Annotated in this window: 19 protein-coding genes; 14 read left to right on the top strand and 5 right to left on the bottom strand. The window is 68.5% G+C overall.

All coding sequences use genetic code 11. The features are described from left to right. Positions 1-126: 126 nt before the first annotated feature. The 13 genes from ABEA33_RS21520 to ABEA33_RS21460 all read left to right on the top strand — a co-directional run bounded on the left by ABEA33_RS21520 (position 127) and on the right by ABEA33_RS21460 (position 14,735). Positions 127-1,365: a phosphotransferase gene (locus ABEA33_RS21520; protein WP_345529082.1), complete on the top strand. Its 1,239-nt coding sequence runs from the start codon at positions 127-129 to the stop codon at positions 1,363-1,365. Further along, positions 1,362-2,552 (top strand): NAD(P)/FAD-dependent oxidoreductase, encoded by a 1,191-nt coding sequence (locus ABEA33_RS21515; protein WP_345529081.1) that lies wholly within the window; start codon positions 1,362-1,364, stop codon positions 2,550-2,552. Before ABEA33_RS21520 ends, ABEA33_RS21515 begins: the two co-directional genes overlap by 4 nt. A 15-nt stretch (positions 2,553-2,567) precedes the next feature. Next, a complete protein-coding gene (locus ABEA33_RS21510; RefSeq protein WP_345529080.1) occupies positions 2,568-3,716 on the top strand; it encodes an epoxide hydrolase family protein in 1,149 nt (382 codons plus the stop codon). A 38-nt stretch (positions 3,717-3,754) separates the two neighbouring features. Next, positions 3,755-5,212 carry an aldehyde dehydrogenase family protein gene (locus ABEA33_RS21505; RefSeq protein ID WP_345529079.1) on the top strand — a complete coding sequence of 486 codons (1,458 nt, stop codon included), beginning with the start codon at positions 3,755-3,757 and terminating at the stop codon, positions 5,210-5,212. 40 nt (positions 5,213-5,252) lie between these two features. Further along, the gene (locus ABEA33_RS21500; RefSeq protein ID WP_345529078.1) at positions 5,253-6,089 is read left to right on the top strand and encodes a mycofactocin-coupled SDR family oxidoreductase; all 837 of its coding nucleotides are present in this window, start codon (positions 5,253-5,255) and stop codon (positions 6,087-6,089) included. A gap of 92 nt (positions 6,090-6,181) precedes the next feature. Further along, the gene (locus ABEA33_RS21495) at positions 6,182-7,294 is read left to right on the top strand and encodes an NDMA-dependent alcohol dehydrogenase (protein WP_345529077.1); all 1,113 of its coding nucleotides are present in this window, start codon (positions 6,182-6,184) and stop codon (positions 7,292-7,294) included. A gap of 24 nt (positions 7,295-7,318) precedes the next feature. After that, a complete protein-coding gene (locus ABEA33_RS21490; RefSeq protein WP_345529076.1) occupies positions 7,319-8,518 on the top strand; it encodes a cytochrome P450 in 1,200 nt (399 codons plus the stop codon). A gap of 14 nt (positions 8,519-8,532) precedes the next feature. Continuing rightward, positions 8,533-8,721, top strand: coding sequence for a ferredoxin (locus ABEA33_RS21485; protein ID WP_345529074.1), 189 nt, complete (start codon positions 8,533-8,535; stop codon positions 8,719-8,721). A 158-nt stretch (positions 8,722-8,879) separates the two neighbouring features. Continuing rightward, a complete protein-coding gene (locus ABEA33_RS21480) occupies positions 8,880-9,596 on the top strand; it encodes an ABC transporter ATP-binding protein (protein ID WP_345529073.1) in 717 nt (238 codons plus the stop codon). Positions 9,597-9,690: 94 nt separating this feature from the next. Beyond that, a complete protein-coding gene (locus ABEA33_RS21475; protein ID WP_345529072.1) occupies positions 9,691-10,905 on the top strand; it encodes an ABC transporter substrate-binding protein in 1,215 nt (404 codons plus the stop codon). A gap of 85 nt (positions 10,906-10,990) precedes the next feature. Beyond that, positions 10,991-13,720, top strand: coding sequence for an ABC transporter permease subunit (locus tag ABEA33_RS21470; RefSeq protein ID WP_345529071.1), 2,730 nt, complete (start codon positions 10,991-10,993; stop codon positions 13,718-13,720). Beyond that, entirely contained in the window at positions 13,720-14,274 is a 555-nt protein-coding gene (locus ABEA33_RS21465) for a VOC family protein (RefSeq protein ID WP_345529070.1), read from the top strand. The genes ABEA33_RS21470 and ABEA33_RS21465 overlap by 1 nt, the downstream gene beginning before the upstream one ends. Further along, on the top strand, positions 14,274-14,735 hold the full coding sequence (locus ABEA33_RS21460) for a limonene-1,2-epoxide hydrolase family protein (protein WP_345529069.1): 462 nt from the start codon (positions 14,274-14,276) through the stop codon (positions 14,733-14,735). Before ABEA33_RS21465 ends, ABEA33_RS21460 begins: the two co-directional genes overlap by 1 nt. Positions 14,736-14,756: 21 nt before the next feature. On the opposite strand, the gene ABEA33_RS21455 is transcribed toward ABEA33_RS21460, so the two are convergent. From ABEA33_RS21455 to ABEA33_RS21445, 3 genes are read right to left on the bottom strand one after another with little or no spacing between them, the layout of a single operon-like run. After that, the gene (locus ABEA33_RS21455; protein ID WP_345529066.1) at positions 14,757-15,944 is read right to left on the bottom strand and encodes a cytochrome P450; all 1,188 of its coding nucleotides are present in this window, start codon (positions 15,942-15,944) and stop codon (positions 14,757-14,759) included. A 58-nt stretch (positions 15,945-16,002) separates the two neighbouring features. Beyond that, the gene (locus tag ABEA33_RS21450) at positions 16,003-17,019 is read right to left on the bottom strand and encodes a TIGR03617 family F420-dependent LLM class oxidoreductase (RefSeq protein WP_345529065.1); all 1,017 of its coding nucleotides are present in this window, start codon (positions 17,017-17,019) and stop codon (positions 16,003-16,005) included. A 1-nt stretch (position 17,020) separates the two neighbouring features. Continuing rightward, complete coding sequence (locus ABEA33_RS21445) at positions 17,021-18,208, bottom strand: flavin reductase (protein WP_345529064.1); 1,188 nt, start codon at positions 18,206-18,208, stop codon at positions 17,021-17,023. A gap of 169 nt (positions 18,209-18,377) precedes the next feature. Here ABEA33_RS21445 and ABEA33_RS21440 point away from each other — a divergent pair, with 169 nt between their 5' ends. Next, on the top strand, positions 18,378-19,421 hold the full coding sequence (locus ABEA33_RS21440; protein WP_345529063.1) for an NAD(P)H-dependent flavin oxidoreductase: 1,044 nt from the start codon (positions 18,378-18,380) through the stop codon (positions 19,419-19,421). 37 nt (positions 19,422-19,458) lie between these two features. Here the strand turns inward: ABEA33_RS21440 and ABEA33_RS21435 are convergent, their stop codons facing one another. Beyond that, positions 19,459-20,721 (bottom strand): cytochrome P450, encoded by a 1,263-nt coding sequence (locus ABEA33_RS21435; RefSeq protein ID WP_345529062.1) that lies wholly within the window; start codon positions 20,719-20,721, stop codon positions 19,459-19,461. After that, a complete protein-coding gene (locus tag ABEA33_RS21430; RefSeq protein WP_345529061.1) occupies positions 20,718-21,965 on the bottom strand; it encodes a cytochrome P450 in 1,248 nt (415 codons plus the stop codon). The genes ABEA33_RS21435 and ABEA33_RS21430 overlap by 4 nt, the downstream gene beginning before the upstream one ends. Positions 21,966-21,981: the final 16 nt, after the last annotated feature.

Genomic DNA, 21,981 nt, shown 5'->3' with positions numbered 1-21,981 from the left:
CTCTCCGTGACTGAGACCACATTATTCTGACACTGCTTGGTTAATCAAGGAGCAGGCCGCGAGTGCGTCATCCGCCCAGGAGTCAGGGCAGGTGACCAGCGCCAGTCACCCGATCGAGGAGACCCCATGTCAACGACCAGCCAGGCCCTTGTCGCCGTCAGGCGGATTCCCGGCGCGTTGATCCAGGGCACCGGAAACCCCCGGTCTGGTGTCTACCGGCGGTCGCGCACCGCGGTCGTCGCGGCCCACGTCGCCCTCGAGCGCGCACTGCCCGCCCGCGCCCGAGGTGCGGGGGAGGTCCCGGCCTCGCCCGATGCCGTGAGCGACGAGTGGCTCACGGACGTGCTCTGCGGACACGTCGCGGGCGCCCGGGTGATCTGGTCCTCGACGGTCGAGGCCTCGGTGGGTAGCTCGACCCGCTGGCGCAGCGAGGTGCGCTACAACGCGGTGGGGGACGCCGCCGGCTTGCCGACCACCGTGTTCAGCAAGACCACCCAACGGTTCAAGCAGCGCCTGATGCTCGGCTTCATCGGCATCCTGCCGGGGGAGCCGACCTTCTTTCGCGACTACCGGCCGGGCCTGGACATCGAGGCACCGCTTGGCTTCCACGGCGGATACGACCCGCAGTCCTGGCGGTCGATCGCGGTGATTGAGGACATCGGCGTGACTAAGGGCGCCGAGTTCGTGACCGCCCTCCGGCCCATCTCACGCGCCGAGATCGAGGACCTGCTGGCCAACCTGGCCGTCCTGCACGGGCGCTTCTGGGAGGCGCCCGAGGTGGTCCGCAATGAGCGGTTGCACCGACCGATCGAGTACGTGCGCCGCTCCGCGGAGACCTTCGGCATCGCAGGCGTTGCTCACGACGGCGTGCAGATGGCGGGCGATGCGGTGCCCGTCGCGCTTCGCTCACGCACGGACGACGCCCTCGACGCTCTGTGGGTGGGGCTGGAGGAGTGCAGCACCGGCCCGATGACCCTCCTCCACGGTGACCCGCACATCGGCAACACCTACGTCACCGATGAGGGGCGGATGGGCCTCAACGACTGGCAGATCATCCAGCGGGGCTCGTGGCAGTACGACGTCACCTACCTGGTCAATGGCGCGCTCTCCGTGGAGGATCGGCGCGCTTGGGAACAGGACCTGCTCGGCTTCTATCTCGAGCGCCTGGCCGAGGCCGGGGGACCGCGCCTCGAGTTCCAGCCCGCGTGGGCGGCGTACCGCCGACAGGCCGCGTGGCCGTACTTCGCCTGGCTGATGACGTTGGGCCACGGTGGGTTGCAGCCCGACATGCAGCCCGATGAGATCAGCATCGAGATGGTTCGACGTACGGCGGCCGCGCTCGACGACCACGGGATCCTGGGTTGACCGGCGGGGTGGTGGTTGTCGGGGCCAGCCTGGCTGGGCTGCGGGTCAGCGAGGCGCTTCGTCGGCTCGGCTACGACGGACCGCTGCGGCTGGTCGGCGAGGAGGAGCACCTACCCTACGACCGACCACCGCTCTCCAAGCAGGTGCTGACGGGCGATTGGGAGGTCGAGCGGGTCGCACTCACCAGTGCGGAGGCGCTCGCTGAGGCCCGGATAGAGACGCTCCTCGGCAGCCGCGCTGTCGCCGCGACTGACAGCACTGTGACGCTCGCGGACGACCGCGAGCTGAACTATGACCACCTGGTGGTGGCGACGGGTGCGTCCGCCCGGCGCTGGCCGGGCGCTGCCTCGGGCGGCCGGGTGCACCCGCTCCGCACCCTCGACGACAGCGTCCGCCTGCGAGCCGTCCTGGAGACCGGCGGCCGCGTCGTGGTGGTCGGCGGCGGATTCATCGGACTCGAGGTCGCCGCGGCGGCACGCCACCACGGCCGGGAGGTGACGGTCGTTGAGGTTGCGGCCGAGCCGCTGGCGCCGGTGCTCGGTGTCGAGATCGGAGGCTTCTTCAGGCGGCTGCACGAGGCCGAGGGGGTCCGGGTCCGGACCGGGACCGCCATCACCAGGCTGGAGGAGCTCGAGCAGCTCGTCACGGTGCACCTCGCAGACGGCACCGAGCTGCACGCCGACCACGTGGTCGTCGGCATCGGTGCGGCTCCCAACAACGCCTGGCTCGTCGGCCTCGGCCTTGCCGACGGCGGCGGGGTGCCCTGCGATCACCAGGGCCGGGCGCTCGACAACGTCTGGGCGGTGGGGGACGTCGCCGCATGGCACGAGCCGGCGTTCGGCGACCGTGCCCGCCACGAGCATTGGACCTCAGCCGTGGACCAGGCGGCCGTCACGGCCGCCGCGATCCTCGGGCTGGAGCCGAGCCGACCGCACGAGCCGCCGTACTTCTGGAGCACGCAGTTCGACGTGAACTTCCAGCTCGTCGGGCGACCCGACCTGGCGACCGCCGTCACGGTTCTCGAGCGTGGGGAGACCGATGGTGTGCCCACCGACCGGGGGACCGTCTTCGGCTTCCACCGCGCCGACCGATTGGTCGCCGTGGCGACCTTCCACAGTCCACGCCGCTTCCTCAAGCTGCGCCGCGAGCTTCAGCTGGAGCTCGCCGCCGCCATCGCGAACGCCTGACTCCCGGGAGGGATCATGAGCCACGAGTTCACCGTCGACATCGGACAGGCCGACATCGACGACCTGCACCACCGCCTCGACGCCACCCGCTGGCCCGACATGCTGCCCGGTGTCGGCTGGACGTCGGGCGCCCCGCTGTCACGGGTGCAGGAGCTTGCGGCGTACTGGCGGGACGGCTTCGACTGGAGGGCCGCCGAGAAGCGGCTCAACACCTGGCCGCAGCTCGTCACGACGATCGACGGCACCACTGTCCACCACGTCGCGGTTCGGTCTCCCCGTCCCGACGCGCAGCCCCTGCTGTTGGTGCACGGCTGGCCGGGTTCCTACCTGGAGTACCTCGACACCGTCGGGCCACTCACCGATCCCGAGGCGTACGGCGGTAGCGCCGACGACCCGGCCTTCCACGTCGTCCTGCCGTCGCTCCCGGGCTACACGTTCTCCGGCCCCGTTCCTGACACGGGGTGGGGCTCCAAGCGGGTCGCTCGGGCGCTGACCACTCTGATGAGCGAGCTGGGTCATGACACGTTCGTCGTGCACGGCGGCGACTGGGGAGAGCGGATCGCCCGCGACATCGCCATGCAGGCCCCCGAACGGGTCCGAGGCGTGCACCTCACGACGTTCTTCTGCTCGCCGCCGTTCTCGGGGAGCGAGGGGATCGACGAGCTCACGCCGGAGGAGAGGGTCGTCCTCGACGACTACCTGTCGCGAGGATTCTCGATCGGCTACTTCCACCTTCTCTCCGAACGACCGCAGACGCTGGGCTACGGCTGGAGCGACTCGCCGGTCTCCCTGCTGGCCTGGATGGTCGAGAAGTTCGCTGCCTGGACGGACTGGCAGGACTCGCCCGACGAGGCAGTCGACGTCGACACCTTCCTCACCAATGTCTCGATGTACTGGTTCACCAACACCGGGAACTCGGCCGGCCGGCTCTACCACGAGGAGGCCCAGGCCGGGGAGGACCGAGTGGGGGAGTTCAACGCCACGCCCACCGGCTGCGGCATCCATCCGAAGGAGATGTCCGTGCCCATCCGCTCGCTGGTCGAGCGCAGCAACAACGTCGTCTTCTGGGCCGAGCACGACCGGGGCGGTCATTTCGCCGCCCTCGAGGAGCCAGACCTCGTGGTCCAGGACCTACGCAGCTTCGTCCGCGTCCTGGACCACTGACCCGTCCTACGTCCGCATCACGCACCCCGGAGGCATCCATGGCACGCACCACCGTTCCCGACGTCAAGATTCGTTTCGCCGACCAGGAGCTCGAGGAGGGCTCCGGGGGACGCTACGACCACCTGCACCCCTTCGAGGGCACGCTGCTGAGCACCTTCCCGCTCGCGGGCAAGGAGGAGGTCGACCTGGCCGTCAAGGCGGCCAAGGAGGCGTCGGACGGCTGGCGTCGCTGGGCTCCAGAGGCGCGTCGCGATGTGCTGCTCCGGCTTGCGGACCTGATCGAGGAGCATCGCACCGAGTTCGCCGAGCTGGCCGTCCTGGACTGCGGTACGCCGTTCGGGCCGGCCCAGTACATCGTCGACATGGCGCTGGCCTGGACTCGCTACTACGCCGGCTGGGCCGACAAGATCAGCGGTGAGCTGATCTCGACCCCGGACACCCGCGGCGCGCTGGCCTACACGATGCCGCAGCCGATCGGAGTGGTCGGCGTCATCATCACCTGGAACGGGCCGATGCTCTCCCTCGGCATGAAGGTCCCCGCCGCCCTGGCGGCCGGGAACTGCGTGGTCGTCAAGCCGTCCGAGTTCACGCCGTACGCCGCCGACCTCTACGCCCGGCTGGCCCGCGAGGCCGGACTCCCGGACGGCGTGCTGGCCATGCTTCCCGGGGCGCGCGAGGCCGGGGACGCGCTGGTGCGGCACGAGGACGTGGAGCTGATCAGCTTCACCGGAGGCCCCGACGCCGCCCGCCACATCCTCGCTGCGTGCGCCGACCAGATGAAGCCCGCCGTCCTCGAGCTCGGCGGAAAGTCGGCCAACATCGTCTTCCCCGACGTCGAGGATCTCGAGGACGTCCTGCAGCGCGCCGTCGCCGGAGTGATCGGCACCGTCTCCGGCCAAGGTTGCGCGTGCCCGACGCGCCTGGTCGTGCACGACGACATCTTCGACGAGGTCGTCGAGCGGGTGACCGCCATCGCCGAGGGCTACCGGATGGGCGACCCCTGGGACGCGGAGACCACCGTCGGCCCGGTCATCAACCAGGGCGCGGCCGACCGGATAGCGGCGATGCTCGCCCGGGCGCAGCAGGACGGTGCCGGTCGGATCACCACGGGCGGCGGGCTGGCCGGGGGAGCGCTCGCAGGCAAGCCGTTCGTCGAGCCGACGATCGTCGCCGACCCGGATCCCGACTCCGAGATCTCGCAGGTGGAGATCTTCGGACCGGTGCTGCTGGTCAACCGGTTCAGCGACGAGGAGGACGCCATCGCGTTCGCCAACCGCACGCAGTACGGCCTGGCGACGTACATCGAGACCCGCGACAGCCAGCGCATCCACCGGATGGCCGAGCAGATCAGGTCGTCCAACGTTGCCGTCAACGGCGCCTACGTTCTCGGTCCCCACATGCCGTACGGCGGCCAGGGCGTCAGCGGCTACGGCAAGGAGGGCGGCCGCGCCGGTCTCGACGAGTACCTGCGCTACAAGACCGTCATCGTCGGCTGAGCCGGCCCGCCCACACACCTCACCCAGAAGGAGTATCACCATGGCAGGACGACTCGAGGGCAAGGTCGCCTTCATCACCGGAGTTGCACGGGGACAGGGCCGCTCACACGCAGTCCGGTTCGCGGAGGAGGGCGCTGACATCATCGGCGTCGACATCTGCGCCCAGGTGCCGGGCGTGGAGTACCCGATGGCCAACCGCGAGGACCTCGACGAGACCATCAACATGGTCGAGAAGACCGGTCGTCGCATCGTCGCGGACGTCGCCGACGTACGCGACCGCGCGGCGATGGCCGCTGTGCTCAACCGCGGCGTCGACGAGCTCGGTCGCCTGGACACCGTCATCTGCAACGCCGGCGTAATGCCGAGCTATGGACCCACCTCGGACTCGATGGCTGCCTGGAACGCTGCAGTCGACGTGCTGCTCACCGGACAGATGCACACGATCGAGCTCGCGTGGCCGCGGCTGGTGGAGCAGGCCGAGGGCGGGTCGATCGTGATCACCTCGTCGATGGCCGCCCTGCGGCCGATGATGCGCACCCTCGAGGGACGCACCCTGGGCGTGCTCGGCTACTCCGCAGCCAAGGCGGCCGTGGTCAACCTCGCCCGCAACTACGCGAGCGTCCTCGCCGAGCACCGGATCCGCGTCAACACCGTGCACCCCACCGGCGTTCGCACGCCCATGGTCGAGAACGACATGATCGAGTCCCACTTCGCAGACGCGACGGAGCAGGACCTGCTCGCCCTCAACAACCCGATCCCTGTCGACCTGGTCGAGGCCTCTGACATCACCGACATGATGGTCTTCCTCGCCTCCGACGAGTCGAAGATGGTGACCGGGAGCTACTTCCCGGTCGACGCCGGCGCCACTCTGCGGTAAAGCCTCGCGACGCGATCCGTGCTGCCTCTTGACAGCAGTAATCAAAAGCCGTTGCATTAAGCCAACCAAACGATGTGAGGGGAGTCACGCACATGAAGTCCAAGGCAGCGATCCTGTGGGGAACGGGCCAGCCGTGGAGCGTCGAGGAGATCGAGCTCGACGCACCGCAGCACCAGGAGGTCCTCGTCCGGATCGAGGCGGCCGGCATGTGTCACTCGGACGACCACGTCCGGCTGGGCGACGGATACGCCGCACTGCCGACGATCGGAGGCCACGAGGGGGCGGGTGTCATCGAGGCGGTCGGCCCGGGCATCGAGAACCTCGCCGTCGGCGACCACGTGGTGTTCTCGTTCCTGCCGGCGTGCGGTCGCTGCCAGTGGTGCGCAATCGGCCGCTCCAACCTCTGCGACTTCGGCGCCTTCCTGATGGAGGGCTCCATGATCAGCGGCGGCTACCGTGCTCACGCGCAGGGCAAGGACGTCGGCACGCTGTCCCTGGTCGGCACGTTCAGCGAGCGCACCGTGGTCCATGAGAGCTCGATCGTGAAGATCGACCAGGACATCCCCTTCGAGGTCGCCTGCCTGCTCGGCTGTGGAGTCCCCACCGGCTGGGGCTCCGCGGTCAACATCGGCGAGGTCAAGCCCGGTGAGACGGTTGTCGTCGTCGGTATCGGCGGAATTGGCGCCAATGCCGTCCAGGGCGCCCGGATGTGCGGCGCAGAGAACATCGTCGCGATCGACCCGGTGACCTTCAAGACCGACCAGGCCAAGATCCTCGGGGCCACCCACACGGCATCGTCCATGGAGGAGGCGGTCCCCCTGCTCCAGGAGATCACCCGGGGCGTGATGGCCGACGTCGGCGTCTGCACGGTCGGGATCGTCGAGGGCTGGATGATCCAGCCGTTCATGGACCTGGTGTCGAAGGGTGGCCGTGCCGTGCTGACCGGCATGGCACGCAACGTGGATGACAGCCCCAAGCTGGGGATGCAGATGTTCTCGCTGTTCGAGAAGTCCCTGCTTGGCACGGTCTACGGCGGCTGCAACCCCCGCGCCGACATCCCCAAGCTTGCCTCGCTCTACAAGTCCGGAAAGCTCCAGCTCGACGAGCTGGTCACCCGCACCTACTCCCTCGACCAGATCAACGAGGGGTACGCCGACATGCTCGCGGGCAAGAACATCCGCGGCGTCATCGTCAACGAGTTCTGACCACCGACGGACCTGGAGACCGACATGACCACCACGCAGGACGACCAGACAGCATCGGACTTCTCCTACAAGCTCAGCCACTTCGACCTCTTCAGCGAGGCTGATTCCCTGGTGAAGTGGGAGATCTTCGACTGGGCGCGGGAACAGGCCCCTGTCGCCCGCACCGACGGCAACGGCGGCTTCTGGGTGCTCACCCGTTACCAGGACGTCCGACGGGTCATGGAGGACTGGCAGACGTTCTCATCGACCGAGTCGCCGCTCGTTCCCACAGGCCTGCCCTCGTTGGCCCCGATCGACGACGACCCGCCGTTCCAGAACGAACTCCGCAAGCTGCTGAACCCGCTGTTCTCACGCTCGGCTCTCGCGCCCTTCGAGCAGCCCATGCACGACACCGCGCGCGAGCTGATCGACGGCTGGATCGACAACGGCCGGGTGGAGATCCTCAACGGCTACGCCGGGCCCTACATCGGCAAGATGCTGACCAAGGTGATCTTCAACGACCTCAGCGACGAGGAGCTCGCGGCCGCACAGTCGCTCGCCCTGGACGTCGCCGAGCACCCGTCCGCCGAGGTGTACGCGGCCCTGTTCGCCATGTGCACCGACTACCTCGAGCGCGCCAAGGCGCGCGGCGTGACCGGTGACGGTCTCATCTCGCGGCTCATCAACGGACGGATCAACGGCGAGCCCATCGGCATCGAGAAGCAGATCGGTTGCCTGGGCATCTTCGTCATGGGCGGTCTGGACACGACTCGGGCAGCGATCGGCAACATCACCTACCGGCTGACCCAGAACCCTGGTCTCGAGGACCGACTCCGCGATCCCGCGTGGGTGCGTCGCGACATGGACGAGTTCCTCCGGCTCGACTCTCCCGTCGCCGCGATGGCGCGGGTTGCCACCCGCGACGTGGAGCTCAACGGCGTGCTGATCAAGAAGGGCGAGCGTGTGCAGGCGCGCTTCGACGCCGCCAATCGAGACCCGGAGAAGTTCCGGGACCCGGAGTCACTCGTCTTTGACGAGGCCCGCAGCGGGCACGCGGCGTTCGGCATGGGCGTGCACCGGTGCGTGGGCTCCAACATGGCTCGGATGCAGCTGGAGATCGGGTTCGAAGAGCTGCTTAAGCGGGTCAAGAACATCCGCCTGGCTCCGACTGCCGAGATCGCCTGGGCGCCGGGCCAGAGCAACGCCCTTCACGCGGTCGACATCGAGTTCGACCGCATCGACTGACTGAGAGGACCACCATGCAGATCACGGCTGACGTCGACCGGTGCCAGGGGCACGGTCGTTGCTCCCTGCTCGCGCCTGACGTCTTCGACGTGAACGACGAGGGCAAGGTGCTGCTGCTGATCGCCGACGTCGATGAGGCACTCGTGCCGGACGTTCTCGAGGCGATCACCAGCTGTCCCGAAGGGGCACTCGCACGCATGTAGACCCACCTCGATCCGTCCTCGACCCCCGTTTTCGGCAGCGCCAGGAACGGGGGTCGAACTCTGTCCGAACTGTGACTTGACTCACAGACCCAACAGCGTTAGGTTCCGTTGAACCAAGCACCCTTTGGTTAGCAGCGTCCGACAAGGAGATCCGACTGATGACCACCGTGGCCACACCGGCAGACACGACGATCGCCGCCCCTGCCCCGATCCTCGAGGCGCGTGGCCTGACAGCTGGATACGGCGACCTCGCCGCAGTGCGCGGACTCGACATGGTCGTCCACCCCGGCGAGATAGTCGCCCTCCTCGGCCCCAACGGAGCTGGGAAGACCACGACGCTGCTGACGCTGGCGGGATCACTCAAGCCACTGGCCGGCGAGGTCCGCCACAACGGCAAGGTCGCCACGGCACCGCTGTACCGACGTGTGCGATCCGGCATGGGCTTCATCCCCGAGGAGCGCTCGATCATCAGCAAGCTCTCGGTCAAGGAGAACCTCGGCCTTGGTCGTGGACCTGTTAGCGAAGCTCTCCGGCTGTTTCCGCAGCTGCAGCCCTTGCTGCGTCGCCCGGCCGGACTCTTGTCCGGTGGTGAGCAGCAGATGCTCACGTTGGCACGATGCCTGGCGTCGCGGCCGAGCCTGATGCTCGTCGACGAGCTGTCGCTGGGCCTGGCTCCGATCGTCGTTGCCGCATTGCTTCGCGCCTTGCGCGAGGCCGCCACCGAGACCGGCGCCGCCGTGCTTCTGGTCGAGCAACAGGTCCAACGGGCCCTCAGCGTGGCTGACCGCTGGTACCTGCTCCAGCACGGCGCGCTGGCGGGCTCAGGCGCGGCCGACGAGAACAGTGTGGCGGAGCTTGCGGCCGCCTACCTCTGATCCGACCACCTGCGCAGTGTTCGGGGCTGCCGCGTCAACTGCCGAATCCCAATCCTGGGGGCCGGAACCACCTGAAGAGAAGTAGAGGAACATCATGACGTTCGGTTCACGAATCGGCGCCGCTGTCGCCCTCGCGCTCGCGGCCACCACCCTTGTCGCCTGCGGGAGCGACGGCGGCAGCGACGCTGACAGCGCGAGTGCCCCCAAGCCCACCGCCGCCAAGCCCACGGGTTCCGAGATCAAGATCATGACGATCGCGGTCAAGAGCAACCCGGTCCTCACCCAGTCGCAGCAGTTCGCGGCGGCGCAGGCGAAGGTGGACTACATCAACGACAGCGGCGGCATCAACGGCCACCCGCTCACGCTGATCCAGTGCGACAGCAACCTGGACCCCAACCAGGAGGGTGCCTGCTTCGACCAGGCCATCAAGGAGAAGGTCTCGGCCATCACGGGCTCGACCGTGCTGTTCGCGAGCGACCTGAGTGCACTGGCGGCCGCGAAGATCCCGATGGTGGGCACGCAGGGCCTCGTCCCAGCCGAGCTCGGCTACGAGTACGGCTACACGTTCGGCAACAACATCAACTGGTTCAAGGGCCTCGCCGCCACCGCGGTGAGCGACGGCCTGAAGAAGGTGGCGATCACCTTCACCGACACCGATGCCGGCAAGTTCTCCGGTGACCTGATGACGGCCGGCCTCGAAGCCGGGAACGTGGACATCACGGAGTCCCTGGCGCACGCCCCCACGGGTGGTGACCGTTCGGCGGAGGCCGCGACGCTGACCAAGGACGACCCCGAGGCGATCCTCTTCTCAGGCACCTCCGAGGCCGTCGTCCCGCTCATGCAGGCGGTCCGCCAGTCGGGCTACACCGGTGAGCTCTACACGATCTCCCCGGACCTGACTCCCTCCGGCATCAAGGCGCTCGGCGCCGCGGGTGACGGCATCCACGTGATCGGCCGCGGCAGGTTCTTGACCGACTCCAGCGAGAAGATCCAGCAGTACAAGGACGACATCGCGAACTACGCCCCCTCGGACACCGACATGGACGAGAACGGAACCCTGGGGTGGTCGGGCGTCGACCTGTTCGCGACCGTGATGGCGAAGGCTGACTCGTTCACGGGCGCCGATGTGATCAAGCAGATGGACGCTCTGACGGAGCCGGTCGAGGCCGGCACCTTCGGTCCGTTCGTCGGAGCCGGCACCGGCTGTGACCCCGACTTCCCGAAGCTGCTGAACACCAACTTCATCGTCGGCACCCTCAAGGACGGCGAGATCACCGCGAACACCGGGGACTTCCAGTCCTACTGCTGACCATGACCGGCCGGGTCCCCATCAGTGGGGTCCCGGCCGGCCACGCTCCACCGATTTGACCCAACACTGACCAAGGAGCCCCTCCGTGGAGATCTTCCGGTTCGCCCTCCTGGGGCTCGGCATCGGCGCCCTGTACGCGATGTGCGCCCAGGGCATCGTCCTCATCTACCGCGCCTCCGGGGTCGTCAACTTCGCTCAGGGAGCCTTCGTTCTCGTCGGCGGCTACACGTACTACGAGCTCACGACCGTTCACATGCAGCCCACCGCCGTCGCCCTCGTGGGCGTCGTTGCGTTGGCCGCGGCGGTCGGGGTGCTCACGCACTTCCTCCTGATGCGGCCCCTTCGCAACTCCTCGCCGCTGGCTCGCACGGTAGCCACCTTGGGAGTGCTCTCGCTGCTGCAGTCCATCGCTGTTCTGCGCTACAAGCACAGCCTGCTCGGGGTCGAGACGATCCTGCCGCGCGACGCGGTCGATGTCTTCGGCGCGACGATCACCCAGGACCGCATCATCCTCTTCGGCATCGGCGCCGTCGTCACGCTCCTGCTGTGGGCGGTCTACCGCTTCACGAAGTTCGGCCAGATCACGGCCGCCGTCTCGGAGAACGAGCAGGCCGCCGCCTCCATGGGCCACTCTCCGGACCTCATCGCTGCCCTCAACTGGGGTGTCGGCGCCGGCCTGGCCGGACTGACGGGTGCGCTGATCGCGCAGATCACCTTCCTCGAGCCCAACCAGCTCACCGCACTGGTGCTGCCCGCGCTGGCAGCCGCGCTTCTGGGTGGGTTCTCGTCGTACCCCCTCGCCTTCGTGGCAGCCCTCGGGATCGGCTCCGCCCAGTCTGTGCTGACCATGCAGGTCGCCGAGCACGACTGGTGGACCGGCTGGCCACAGGCACTGCCGTTCCTGGCCGTCATCTGCTACCTCGTCCTCCGTGGTCGCGGCATCCCCCAGCGCAGCCATATCTTCGACCGGCTGCCCAAGGTCGGCACCGGCAAGATCCGCATCATTCCGACCCTCGTCCTGTTCGTCGTCGCCCTGGCTATCGCGCTGGTGCTGAGTGACACCTGGGTGATCGCCTTCACCGCCACCGTCACGATGGCGATCGTCTGCCTGTCGGTGCTGGTCGTCACGGGGTACGCCGGACAGCTCTCGCTCGCGCAGTACGTCATCGGGGCCATGGGCGCCTTCGTCGCAGCCAAGCTCATGGAGACCCAGGGAACGCCGTTCGCCCCGGCGTTCCTCCTCGGCGTCGTGTCGGCGATGCTGATCGGTGCGGTGCTCGGCGCGCCGGCGCTCCGGACCCGCGGTGTCAACCTGGCAGTGACCACACTCGGCCTCGGCGTCACGATGTATGCGCTCTTCCTCTCCAACACCAAGCTCGTCGGCAGCATCGACGGGATCCCGATCAAGTCGCCGTCGATCCTCGGCATCGACATCGCTCCCGGTGACCACCCGCGCCGCTATGCCGTCGTTGCCATCGTGGCGCTGCTCCTCCTGGTGCTCGCGGTGGCGAACCTCCGTCGCGGCGTCGCCGGTCGGAGGCTGCTCGCGGTCCGGTCGAACGAACGCGCGGCCCTCGCCCTCGGCGTGAGTGTCTACACCGCCAAGCTCTACGCGTTCATGCTGTCGGCGGGGATCGCGGCGGTCGGCGTCAGCGCCTTGGCGTTCATGAACGACCGGGTCGTCTTCGCGCGTTTCGACGTCTTCAGCTCGATCGCCTTCGTGACCGCGACCGTCGTGGGCGGAGTCGGGATGCTGGTCGGTCCGCTGATCGGCTCGACGCTCTTCGACAACAGCATCCTGTCTCGCTTCCTCAGCCAGTGGGGAACCGCCGATGAGTACATGCCGCTGATCGGCGCGATCTCCGTGCTGCTGGTCCTCGTCATGGGCTCCGACGGCATCTTCGAGCAGAACCGGCAGCTGGGTGTCGCCGTGCGCAACAAGCTCCGCGCGCGCCGGGGCGCCGCCGAGGTCCCCGGCCCGATCGCCGCCGCACCCGAGCGCGAGCGGGTCAAGGCTGAACCGGTGGTGGCGCGCACCCTGACCGTCCGGGACCTGACCGTCCGCTTCGGGGGAGTGGTGGCGGTGTCCGAGATGAACCTCACCGTCCGTCCCGGCACCGTGCACGGCCTGATCGGCCCCAACGGGGCCGGCAAGACCACGTTCATCGACGCGGTCACGGGCTTCGTCAAGTCCACAGGCTCCGTCGAGGTGGAAGGTGTGGAGGTCAGTCGCCTCGGGGCGCGCAAGCGTGCTCGACGCGGCGTCGCCCGCTCCTTCCAGAGCGGTGAGCTCTTCGACGACCTGACTGTTCGCGAGAACCTCGCGGTCGGCAGCGACGAGTCGTCGTGGCACCGTTACGTCACCGACCTCTTCTGGCCAGGTCCGGTCAAGCTGAGCCCGGCAGCCATCGTTGCGGCTCAGGAGTTCGACCTCGACCGTGACTGGGACCAGCTCCCCGAGTCCCTCCCCTTCGGCCGTCGCCGGCTGGTCGCCATCGCCCGGGCGGTCGCATCGGCCCCGTCGGTGCTGCTGCTCGACGAACCAGCCTCGGGTCTGGACGACGACGAGGCTCGCGAGCTCGCCCATCTCATCCGCCGGCTCGCCGACGACTGGGGGATCGCCATCCTGCTGGTCGAGCACAACCTCGAGATGGTCCTCTCCGTGTGCGACGAGATCACGGTCATGGCCCAGGGCAAGGAGCTGCTGGCGGCCTCTCCGCCCGACGTCGTTCGCACCCACCCGGCCGTCATCGAGGCGTACGTCGGCACCGCTGAGGACTCGCTCCCGGGGACTGCCGACCTCACTCCCGCCTGATGGACGGCACCGATCGCACCCGGGTGGTGCCTGACCGGCTCGCCCACGTCGTGCTGCGCACCCGGCAGCTCGAGCCGATGCTCGCCTGGTGGTCGACCGTTCTCGAGGCCGACGTCGTGTTCCGCAACGACTTCATCGCGTTCCTCACCTTCGATGACGAGCACCATCGGGTCGCGATCGTCTGCCCGCCGGAAGTGGCGGACCCGGTGGCTACCTCGGCCGGCCTCGACCACGTCGCGTTCACCTACGCGACCCTGGGCGACCTGGTCGCGACGTACGAGCGCCTCCGGGCCCAGGGGATCGAGGCGAGCTGGGTGGTCAACCACGGCCCGACGCTGTCGGCCTACTACTGCGACCCCGACGGCAACCGGGCCGAGCTGCAGGTCGATCGCTTCGCGACCAACGAGGAGGCGACACAGTTCCTGAGGTCGCAGGCCTTCGCGCGGCACCCCGTCGGCCACAGCGTCGACTTCGACGATCTGGCCCGTCGCTTCCACGCAGGCGAGGATCCAGTTGCGCTTACGGCGTACCGCTACGACCACGAGAACGACTGATGGCTCGGGATCCGCTCGACGTCGTCGTCGAGTTCTTCTCGACCTTCGGGCCGACCGTCGACGACATGCAGGCGACCGCACTCCGGCTGTGCCATGAGGAGCTCTGGTGGGCGTCCGGCGGTTTCGACCCGCCGCGGGTGGGCAGCAGGCAGGCGCTCGTCGACGACCTCGAGATGGCGCGCCGCAGTCATGGCATCAGTGAGTTCCGCTTCGAGATGGTGCACATCGCCGCCGACGGCGACTACGTGCTCACCGAGCGCCTCGACGATGCCTATGACGCCGACGGCTCGCTCGTGCATTCGTTCAAGGTGATGGGCACCGTCAAGGTGGAGGACGGGCTGGTTCGTTGGGTTCGCGACTACTTCTACGACACCCGTGAGTTCGCCGCGAACTACCTTCCCGAGGCGTTCTCCTCGGACGATCCGCCCATCCTGGAGCAGCACCTGCGGGCCGGCGACTGAGTGCTCCGGCCCTGAGCCGGATCAGCCTCGCGTTCTGCGCACCGGCAGCTGGCTCAGTCCGTACGTCGAGAAGTGGCTGCGGGGTTCAGCCGGGCCTGCGAGCTCGAGGTCGGGGAGGCGGTCGAGCAGGTGCTCGACGACGAGCCGGATCTCCAGCTTGGCCAAGGTCTCGCCGATGCAGCGGTGCCGGCCGTAGCCGAACGTCAGATGGCCGTGCACGCCAGGGCGGTCGGGGTCGAAGACGTCGGGGTCCGCGAACTTCTCGCTGTCGTAGTTGCCCGCTCCGAAGGTCAGCATCACCTTGTCTCCGGGGGTGATCGACACGCCGCGGACCTCAACCTCCTTGCGCGCCGTGCGGCCCATGTTCCAGACCGGCGGGTTGATCCGCAGGGACTCGTCGATGACGTTCGGCAAGGTGCTGCGGTCGGCCTTGAGGGCGGCGAAGAGACCAGGCTCGACGAGGATCCGGTGGATGGTGTTGCTGATGCCGTCGACCGTGGTGCCGTGACCGGCCACGATGAAGACGATGCAGAGGCCCAGCAGCTCCTGGTCGGTGATCGGCTTGCCGTCGACCTCGGCGGCCATGATCTCGCCGAGCACGTCCTCGGCAGGCTTGCCGCGACGACGAGTGATCTCCTCCTTGACCACGGCTTCCACGGCTGCGGCCGCGATGGCGGCTCGCTCCGGGTGAGCGGTGTCGCCGGCGGAGGCCATCCACTCCTCCGTGATGTCGGAGACGTAGTTCCAGTCCTGGGTGAAGCCGAGGATCGCGGAGATCGACGACGTAGGCACCCGGTGAGCGACCTCGTGGACGATGTCGCCGGACCCGGTGGCCTCGAGGTCGGCGAAGGCGTCCTCGATGATGGCTGCGATCCGTGGCTTCCACTTCTCTAGGCTCTTGGGCGTGAAGTAGGGCACCAGGAACTTGCGCCAGGTGGTGTGCAGCGGTGGGTCGACCTCGGCCAGCGGGAGCATCACCGACTTCCCTGTCATCGGGATCGTGTGACCCTCCTCGACGGTGTAGGACTCCCAGTCGTTGGCGGCAGCCGTGATGTCGGCGTACTTCGTCAGCATCCAGAACCCGCCCACCGCGTCGCTCCAGGCCACGGGGTGGTCCGCCTGGGCGGCCTTCAACGTGTCGAAGAGGTGGGGCGCGAGCGACGGGTCGGTGTTGTCGAAGTGGTACGCCGGCTGACGTGGCTCGGTCATGTGGTCCTCGGCTCAGAGGGTCGGATTAATCAAACGTCATTAGTCTAGGTGACGACGGTCACGCTGGCAACGCGGAGCGCACGCCGGCCGCGACCCGCGCCCGGGCATCGTCTCCGAGCGTGTAGGGCGTGACGATCGCGATCCGGTCGACCACATCGCCGAATCGTGCGACGAGCAGTTCGGCCACCTCTTCAGGGGAGCCGACCGCGGCGAACTCGTGCAGCACGTCGTCGGAGACCTCGGCCGCCATGGATGCCCAGTCGCCGATCCGGGACAGCTCGTGGAGGCGGTCGCCGAGGGCACCCCAGCCGTGTGCCGCCAGGACCGGGCGGTAGGACGGGGTCGAGCCGTAGAAGGCGATCTGGCTGCGAGTGGCGGCGACGGCCTCGTCGACCTCTGCGGGGCTCGTGCCGGTGGCGACGAACGGTCCTCCCACCACCTGGAAGTCCGGTCGCGCAGAGCGCTCACGGCCACGGGCCAGGGCCGTGAGCACGTGCTGCCGCAGGTAGTGCTCGGTGACGAAGCTGTGGCAGAGGAGGCCGTCTCCGACCTCGCCGGCGACCTCCGTCATCAGCTCTCCGACAGCTGCCACGACCACCGGAGGGGTGCCGTGCCCGTGGTCGTCGGGCGTGAACATCGGTGACATCAAGGTGTGCGTGTAGAACTCGCCCGCGAAGGAAAGCCGGTCGCCGGACTCCCACGCGCCCCAGATCGAGTGCAGCGCCAGCACGAACTCGCGCATCCGGGCGGCCGGGTGGGTCCAGGGCATCGAGAAGCGCCGGGTGACGTGGGCGCGGACCTGGGTCCCCAGCCCCAGCATGAAACGACCGTTGGACAGGCGCTGCAGATCGTGGGCCATCGACGCCACGTTCATCGGGTTGCGGGCGAAGGCGACGGCGATCCCGGTCCCGAGCTGGATCCGAGTGGTCGAGGTGCTGGCCACGGCCAGCTGCAAGAACGGGTCGCGGTCTATCTCGCTGGCCCACAGGGCGTCGTACCCCGCCTCCTCGGCCGCTCGGGCGCTCGACGCGGGATCGGCGCCACCGCGAACCGGCAGGGACGTGTCGACACGCACGTCAGTGCTCCGTGGAGGGGGTGAGCGCTGCGACAGTGGCATCGCCACCGATCTTCCGGCTGACCTCGTCGGCCGCAGCGATCAGGCGAGCGCCGATGGCCTCGATCTCGGCGCCGTCGAGGTGGTTGCGGAACCCACGGACGGCGATGCCGAGCTCGACCCCGTGAGGGCCGAAGACGGGCGCCATGAGCATGCGTACGTCGTAGGTCGTGTGCGGCTCGAGCGGAGGGTCGAACTGCTCACCACGCAAGGCGTTCATCACGCCGCCGAGAGAGCCGTCGTCGTCCTGGCCCTGGATCAGCAGCTGGCCGACAGCACGCTCGAGGTCGTCGTAGTGGTCGTCACCGGTCGCGACTGACCAGCGCCGGTCACGGACTCGTCGGAGGGCGGCCTCGCCGCCGGCTGCGCGAGCGGCGTCTGCGGGGAGCCACAGAGCGGTACGCGCGGGATCCCATGCCACGAACACCGAGCCGACCGGGAAGACGAACGGCGTGCGGTAGCCGACCCGTGACGGGATGTAGTCGGCGCTGGGGGAGTCCGCGATCGCCAGGCACACCGACTGCTCGCCGACCGCCCCGACCGCGAGGCACTCGAGGTCGAGCTCCTTGGCCAGGTCCTCCATCAGCGAACGGGCCCGACCGGCCAGCCGGATCGGCTCGACGATGTCGCGCTCGGGGGCGGCCATCAGGGACGCGGTCGCGAAGCCGCCGTACCCCCCGCGGAAGAAGACGAGCGGAGGTCCGGGGCGCAGCTCGGCGAGCTGGTCCACGGTGCCCAGGACGATGAGGTGGTCGCCGGCCTCGTGGGTCCAGGCGGGAGTGCAGTCGATCCAGGCCAGGGAGTCCGCGATGATGGGCGCGCCGGACGGAGCCGGGAACCAGTCGATCTCGGAGAACTTGTCGGCTCCCCGGGTCGCCATCGCGCGACAGACCTCTTCCTGGTCGGCGCCGAGGATGCTCACGCAGAAGTGGGGCGCATCTGCGATCACCGGGTACGTGCTCGACGTGCGCGCCGGCATGAAGGCGACGAGTGGCGGGTCGAGCGAGACCGAGCTGAAGGAGCCGACCGCCATCCCGACGGGCGCGCCGTCGGGGTCGAGTGCGGTCACGACGGCGACCCCGGTGGGGAACTGTCCCAGGACGTCGCGGAAGTGACGGGGCTCGGGGACCGTGCCACGACGTTCGTTCATGCTCCACCTCGATCTCGGCTGCGTCCGATCAATCTAACAGCGTTGGATTCTAGGGTCCAGCGTGTGACGCCGGTAACTGCCGGACTCTTGTTCCCGTTAATCAAATGACGTTAGGCTGCCGGGGTCGGCCGGAGCCCGGCTCGACATCTCATGACTGAAGGGGAACGACGTGGACGCGGTGTGGCAGAGCCTCTGTGACCGGCTGGGGACCAAGTACCCGATCATGCAGGACGGCATGGGCCCGTCTCCGACGACCTCGCTCGCGACCGCGGTCTCGGCCGCCGGTGGCTTGGGGTCGGTGTCGACGCCCGGCCTGTTGACGCCCGAGGTCGAGCTGCGCAAGAAGCTTCGAGACCGGATGGAGCAGGTCGCGGTCAACGCCGAGGGTCCGTTTGCCGTCAACGTCCCCGTGGGGACGCTCGCCAGCGGCGAGATGATCCCGTCGTCGGCGTACTGCATCGACGAGGCGATCCGGGTGAAACTCGCAGGCGGGCCCGTCAGCGACCACTTCGTCGCCATCACGACGTCGGCCGGTTTCCCCGGCGGCTTCACGGAGCAGATCAAGGAAGCCGGCCTGATCCACATCCACAAGGCTGGCTCGGTCCGGCACGCGGTCAAGGCCGCCGAAGCGGGTGTCGATGTCGTCATCGCCTCCGGCTTCGAGATGGGTGGGCACACCCACCTCAACCCGGTCTCGACCATGGTGCTTGCTCCCCAGGTCATCAAGGAGCTCGACATTCCCGTGATCATCTCGGGCGGCATCCACGACGGCTACGGCCTCGCGGCCGTGCTCGCGATGGGCGGCGCCGGCGTGGCCATGGGCACGCGCTTCATCGCCACCACGGAGCACGAGTGGCACCAGAACTACAAGCAGTACATCGTCGACTCGGGTGAGTGGCAGGACATGACCTACCAGGGCTACTACGCACCGAGCCGCGGACTGAAGAACGCGGCATTGCTCGAGGAGCTCCCCGCCATCAAGGCCACTGGGATCTCCGTGGACGAGCTCAACCAGTGGAAGGAGGACCGGGGCTACCTCGCGCAGATGGAGGGCGACACGGTCAAGGGCATCGTGGTCGCCGGTCAGGTAGCCGCCGCCATCCACGACATCGTCCCGACCAAGGTCCTCCTCGAGCGGATGATGGACGAGGCGATCGGGTTGCTCGAGGCCACGTCCTCGTCGCTCGGCGCACTCAAGGCCACACGAGGCTGACCCGCGCAGCCCTGCGTTGACCAGGGGCTGAGTCCGATCAGGCGCTGCCGGTGCTGGGCACCGGCAGCGCTTCGTCGTACCCGGCCAGGACGCGTGGTCCCGGGGTAAATCGCACGGGTACCGCGGTCCAGCCGTTGACCAGGGGGATGGTCGACCGAGCCACCAGACCGTCGCGATCGACCGAGAAGTCCGGCGTACGGCGGAGCAGTGCCTCGACCACCTCGACGAGCTCGGCCCGCGCCAGGTGCGCGCCGACGCATCGGTGCACGCCCAGCCCGAAGGACACGTGCTGATGGCCGTTGGGCCGGCCCGGATCCACCCTGTCTGGATCGGGGAACACGGAAGGGTCGCGGTTGGCCGAACCGAGGCCCACGAAGACGCGGTCGCCCGGCAGCAGGTCCTGTCGGCCGACGCTGGTGGGTGACACCACGGTGCGGGCCGCGCCGGTGCCCGGCGTGTGGATGCGTAGCAGCTCGTCGACGGCCCCCGGGATCGCGGAGGGGTCGTCCTCGAGATGCCGCCGAAGCTCGGGGTCGAAGTCGAGGTGCTCGACGATGTTTCCGATCTCGGCGCTGGTGGTGTCGACGCCACCGGTGAGCAGCATGAAGACGAGCTCGGCCACCAGGTCATCGTCGATCGGGGCGCCGTCGACCTCTCCCTCGAGCAGCGCCGTGCACACCCCGGGTGGGCCGGCGCCGGCTGCACGCCACTCGCCGACCAGCACGCGCATCTCGGCCATGATGGCGAGGATGGCCCGGGCCGACCCCTTCTGGTGGCTGACGCCGTGATGGAGCGCCTTCGCATAGTGCGACCACCGGTCCAGCGGTAGCCCCAACAGGTCGACGATGACCAGCGGCGGCAGCATCGCGCCGAGGTCGGAGGCCACGTCCATTCGGCCGGACTCGATGCTGCGGTCGAGCGCCCAGTCGACGATGGTTCGCAGGCGGGGTGCGTACTCACGCACCGCCCGCGCCGAGAAGTAGGGCGTGACCAGGCGACGGTAGGCCAGCGAGATCGGCGGGTCCATCTCCATCATGCCCAAGCGGGAGGCGGTGACCGGCACGGTCGCGCCACCGACCGTACGGCCGTTGATCTCCAGCTCGCGTCCCGACGCGAAGGTCTCCGGCTCCTGCAGGCTCCGGCGTACGTCGTCGTAGCGGCTCACCGTCCAGAAACCACCGTGCCGCGGCGACCTGGCGACCGGCTCGTGCTCGCGCAGGACCCGGTAGATCTCGGGCCATGCGCTGGCGAACTCCGGGGAGTGGTGGTCGAAGACAGGGATCGTCTGCTCGGCAGTCACCCGGCCGGACGCACCTTCGGGCCGTCGAGGTGGGGTAGGTCGCCAACGTCACCGCTCTCGCGCCGACCCGGGTCGAAGCTCATCGTCATCGAGAAGTAGCCGTTGGTCAGCGGGATCCGGTCGTAGGCGCGGACCTCGGTGACGTCGTACTCGGGGATGCGGCGCAGCAGCTCGCCCAGGAAGATCTCCGCCACGGCCGACGCCAGCAATGCCCCGGGACAGCGGTGCACGCCCCCCCCGAACGCCAGATGGGGGTTGGGCTTGCGGGTCAGGTCGGGCGTGGTCGCGTCGGGGAACACGCCCTCGTCGAGGTTGCCTGAGGCGTAGGAGAGCAGCACCCGATCGCCGGGCTGGAAGGTGTGGCCTCCGACCTCGACCGGGGTCACCACAGTCCGGGCGAGACCGGGGGAAGGACTGTGGAAGCGCATCATCTCGTCGACGGCCGTCGGCAGTATCGACGGGTCGCCTGCCAGACGGGCCCGGTCCTCGGGTCGGTCGTAGAGGTGCTTGAGCATGTGCGCGATGGTCGCGATGGTCGTGCCCTCGCCACCCAGCAGCAGCATGTTGACCAGCTCGGTGGCCCAGTCGATGCTCAGCGGCTCGCCGTCCACGACGGCCTGGTTGAGGCCGGAGATCAGGCCCGGCTGGGGGTCGGCGCGCTGCCGGGTGACCTCTGCCCGGACGTCCTCGCGCATCCACAGGGCGCCTTCGCCCCGGTCCTCCGTCTGCCGGACCATCCGGTCCGCGACATCGGCGTACGCCGCCCACCGCTCGAGCGGGATGCCCAGGATGTCGAGGATGACAATCGCCTGGAACGGGCCGGCCAGGTCGGTCACGATGTCGCACTGGCCCTTGTCGATGATCCGGTCGATCGACCAGGTCGCGATCTGCTGGATCCGGCCGCGGCCTCGGTCGATGGCTTGGCGGGTGAACCAGGGGGTGAGCAGCCGTCGGTACTTCAAGTGCTCCGGAGGGTCCATCTCGAGGATGCCCACCCGGATCGGCTGATGCGGGATGGCGACGCCGAGACCCTTGTCGGTGCCATCGTCGTGCCAGGAGCGCTCGGAGGAGAACGCCTTGAAGTTGCGCAGCGCGTCGCTGATGTCAGCGTGCTTCGTCAGCACGAAGTAGCCGCCGTGCTCCTCCGACCGGATCACCGGGGTCGAGGCACGCGCCGCCGCGTAGATGTCGCGCCACCGCTGGGCATGGTCTTCGGACGTGTGGTCGAAGGTCTCCACAGACATGCCACTCTCCTAGTAA

It is taken from the genome of Nocardioides endophyticus (assembly GCF_039543845.1).
Taxonomy (GTDB): Bacteria; Actinomycetota; Actinomycetes; order Propionibacteriales; family Nocardioidaceae; genus Nocardioides; species Nocardioides endophyticus.
Note: the sequence above shows the minus strand (reverse complement) of the source record. Positions and strands in the feature narration are given on the sequence as shown.

Excerpts from the sequence above, each read along its gene's own strand:
- ABEA33_RS21480 (WP_345529073.1), top strand. The coding sequence starts at position 8,880 with ATGACCACCGTGGCCACACCGGCAGACACGACGATCGCCGCCCCTGCC.
- ABEA33_RS21510 (WP_345529080.1), top strand. The coding sequence starts at position 2,568 with ATGAGCCACGAGTTCACCGTCGACATCGGACAGGCCGACATCGACGAC.
- ABEA33_RS21445 (WP_345529064.1), bottom strand. The coding sequence starts at position 18,208 with ATGAACGAACGTCGTGGCACGGTCCCCGAGCCCCGTCACTTCCGCGAC.
- ABEA33_RS21455 (WP_345529066.1), bottom strand. The coding sequence starts at position 15,944 with ATGACCGAGCCACGTCAGCCGGCGTACCACTTCGACAACACCGACCCG.
- ABEA33_RS21460 (WP_345529069.1), top strand. The coding sequence starts at position 14,274 with ATGGCTCGGGATCCGCTCGACGTCGTCGTCGAGTTCTTCTCGACCTTC.
- ABEA33_RS21500 (WP_345529078.1), top strand. The coding sequence starts at position 5,253 with ATGGCAGGACGACTCGAGGGCAAGGTCGCCTTCATCACCGGAGTTGCA.
- ABEA33_RS21475 (WP_345529072.1), top strand. The coding sequence starts at position 9,691 with ATGACGTTCGGTTCACGAATCGGCGCCGCTGTCGCCCTCGCGCTCGCG.
- ABEA33_RS21495 (WP_345529077.1), top strand. The coding sequence starts at position 6,182 with ATGAAGTCCAAGGCAGCGATCCTGTGGGGAACGGGCCAGCCGTGGAGC.
- ABEA33_RS21520 (WP_345529082.1), top strand. The coding sequence starts at position 127 with ATGTCAACGACCAGCCAGGCCCTTGTCGCCGTCAGGCGGATTCCCGGC.
- ABEA33_RS21465 (WP_345529070.1), top strand. The coding sequence starts at position 13,720 with ATGGACGGCACCGATCGCACCCGGGTGGTGCCTGACCGGCTCGCCCAC.
- ABEA33_RS21490 (WP_345529076.1), top strand. The coding sequence starts at position 7,319 with ATGACCACCACGCAGGACGACCAGACAGCATCGGACTTCTCCTACAAG.
- ABEA33_RS21485 (WP_345529074.1), top strand. The coding sequence starts at position 8,533 with ATGCAGATCACGGCTGACGTCGACCGGTGCCAGGGGCACGGTCGTTGC.
- ABEA33_RS21505 (WP_345529079.1), top strand. The coding sequence starts at position 3,755 with ATGGCACGCACCACCGTTCCCGACGTCAAGATTCGTTTCGCCGACCAG.
- ABEA33_RS21430 (WP_345529061.1), bottom strand. The coding sequence starts at position 21,965 with ATGTCTGTGGAGACCTTCGACCACACGTCCGAAGACCATGCCCAGCGG.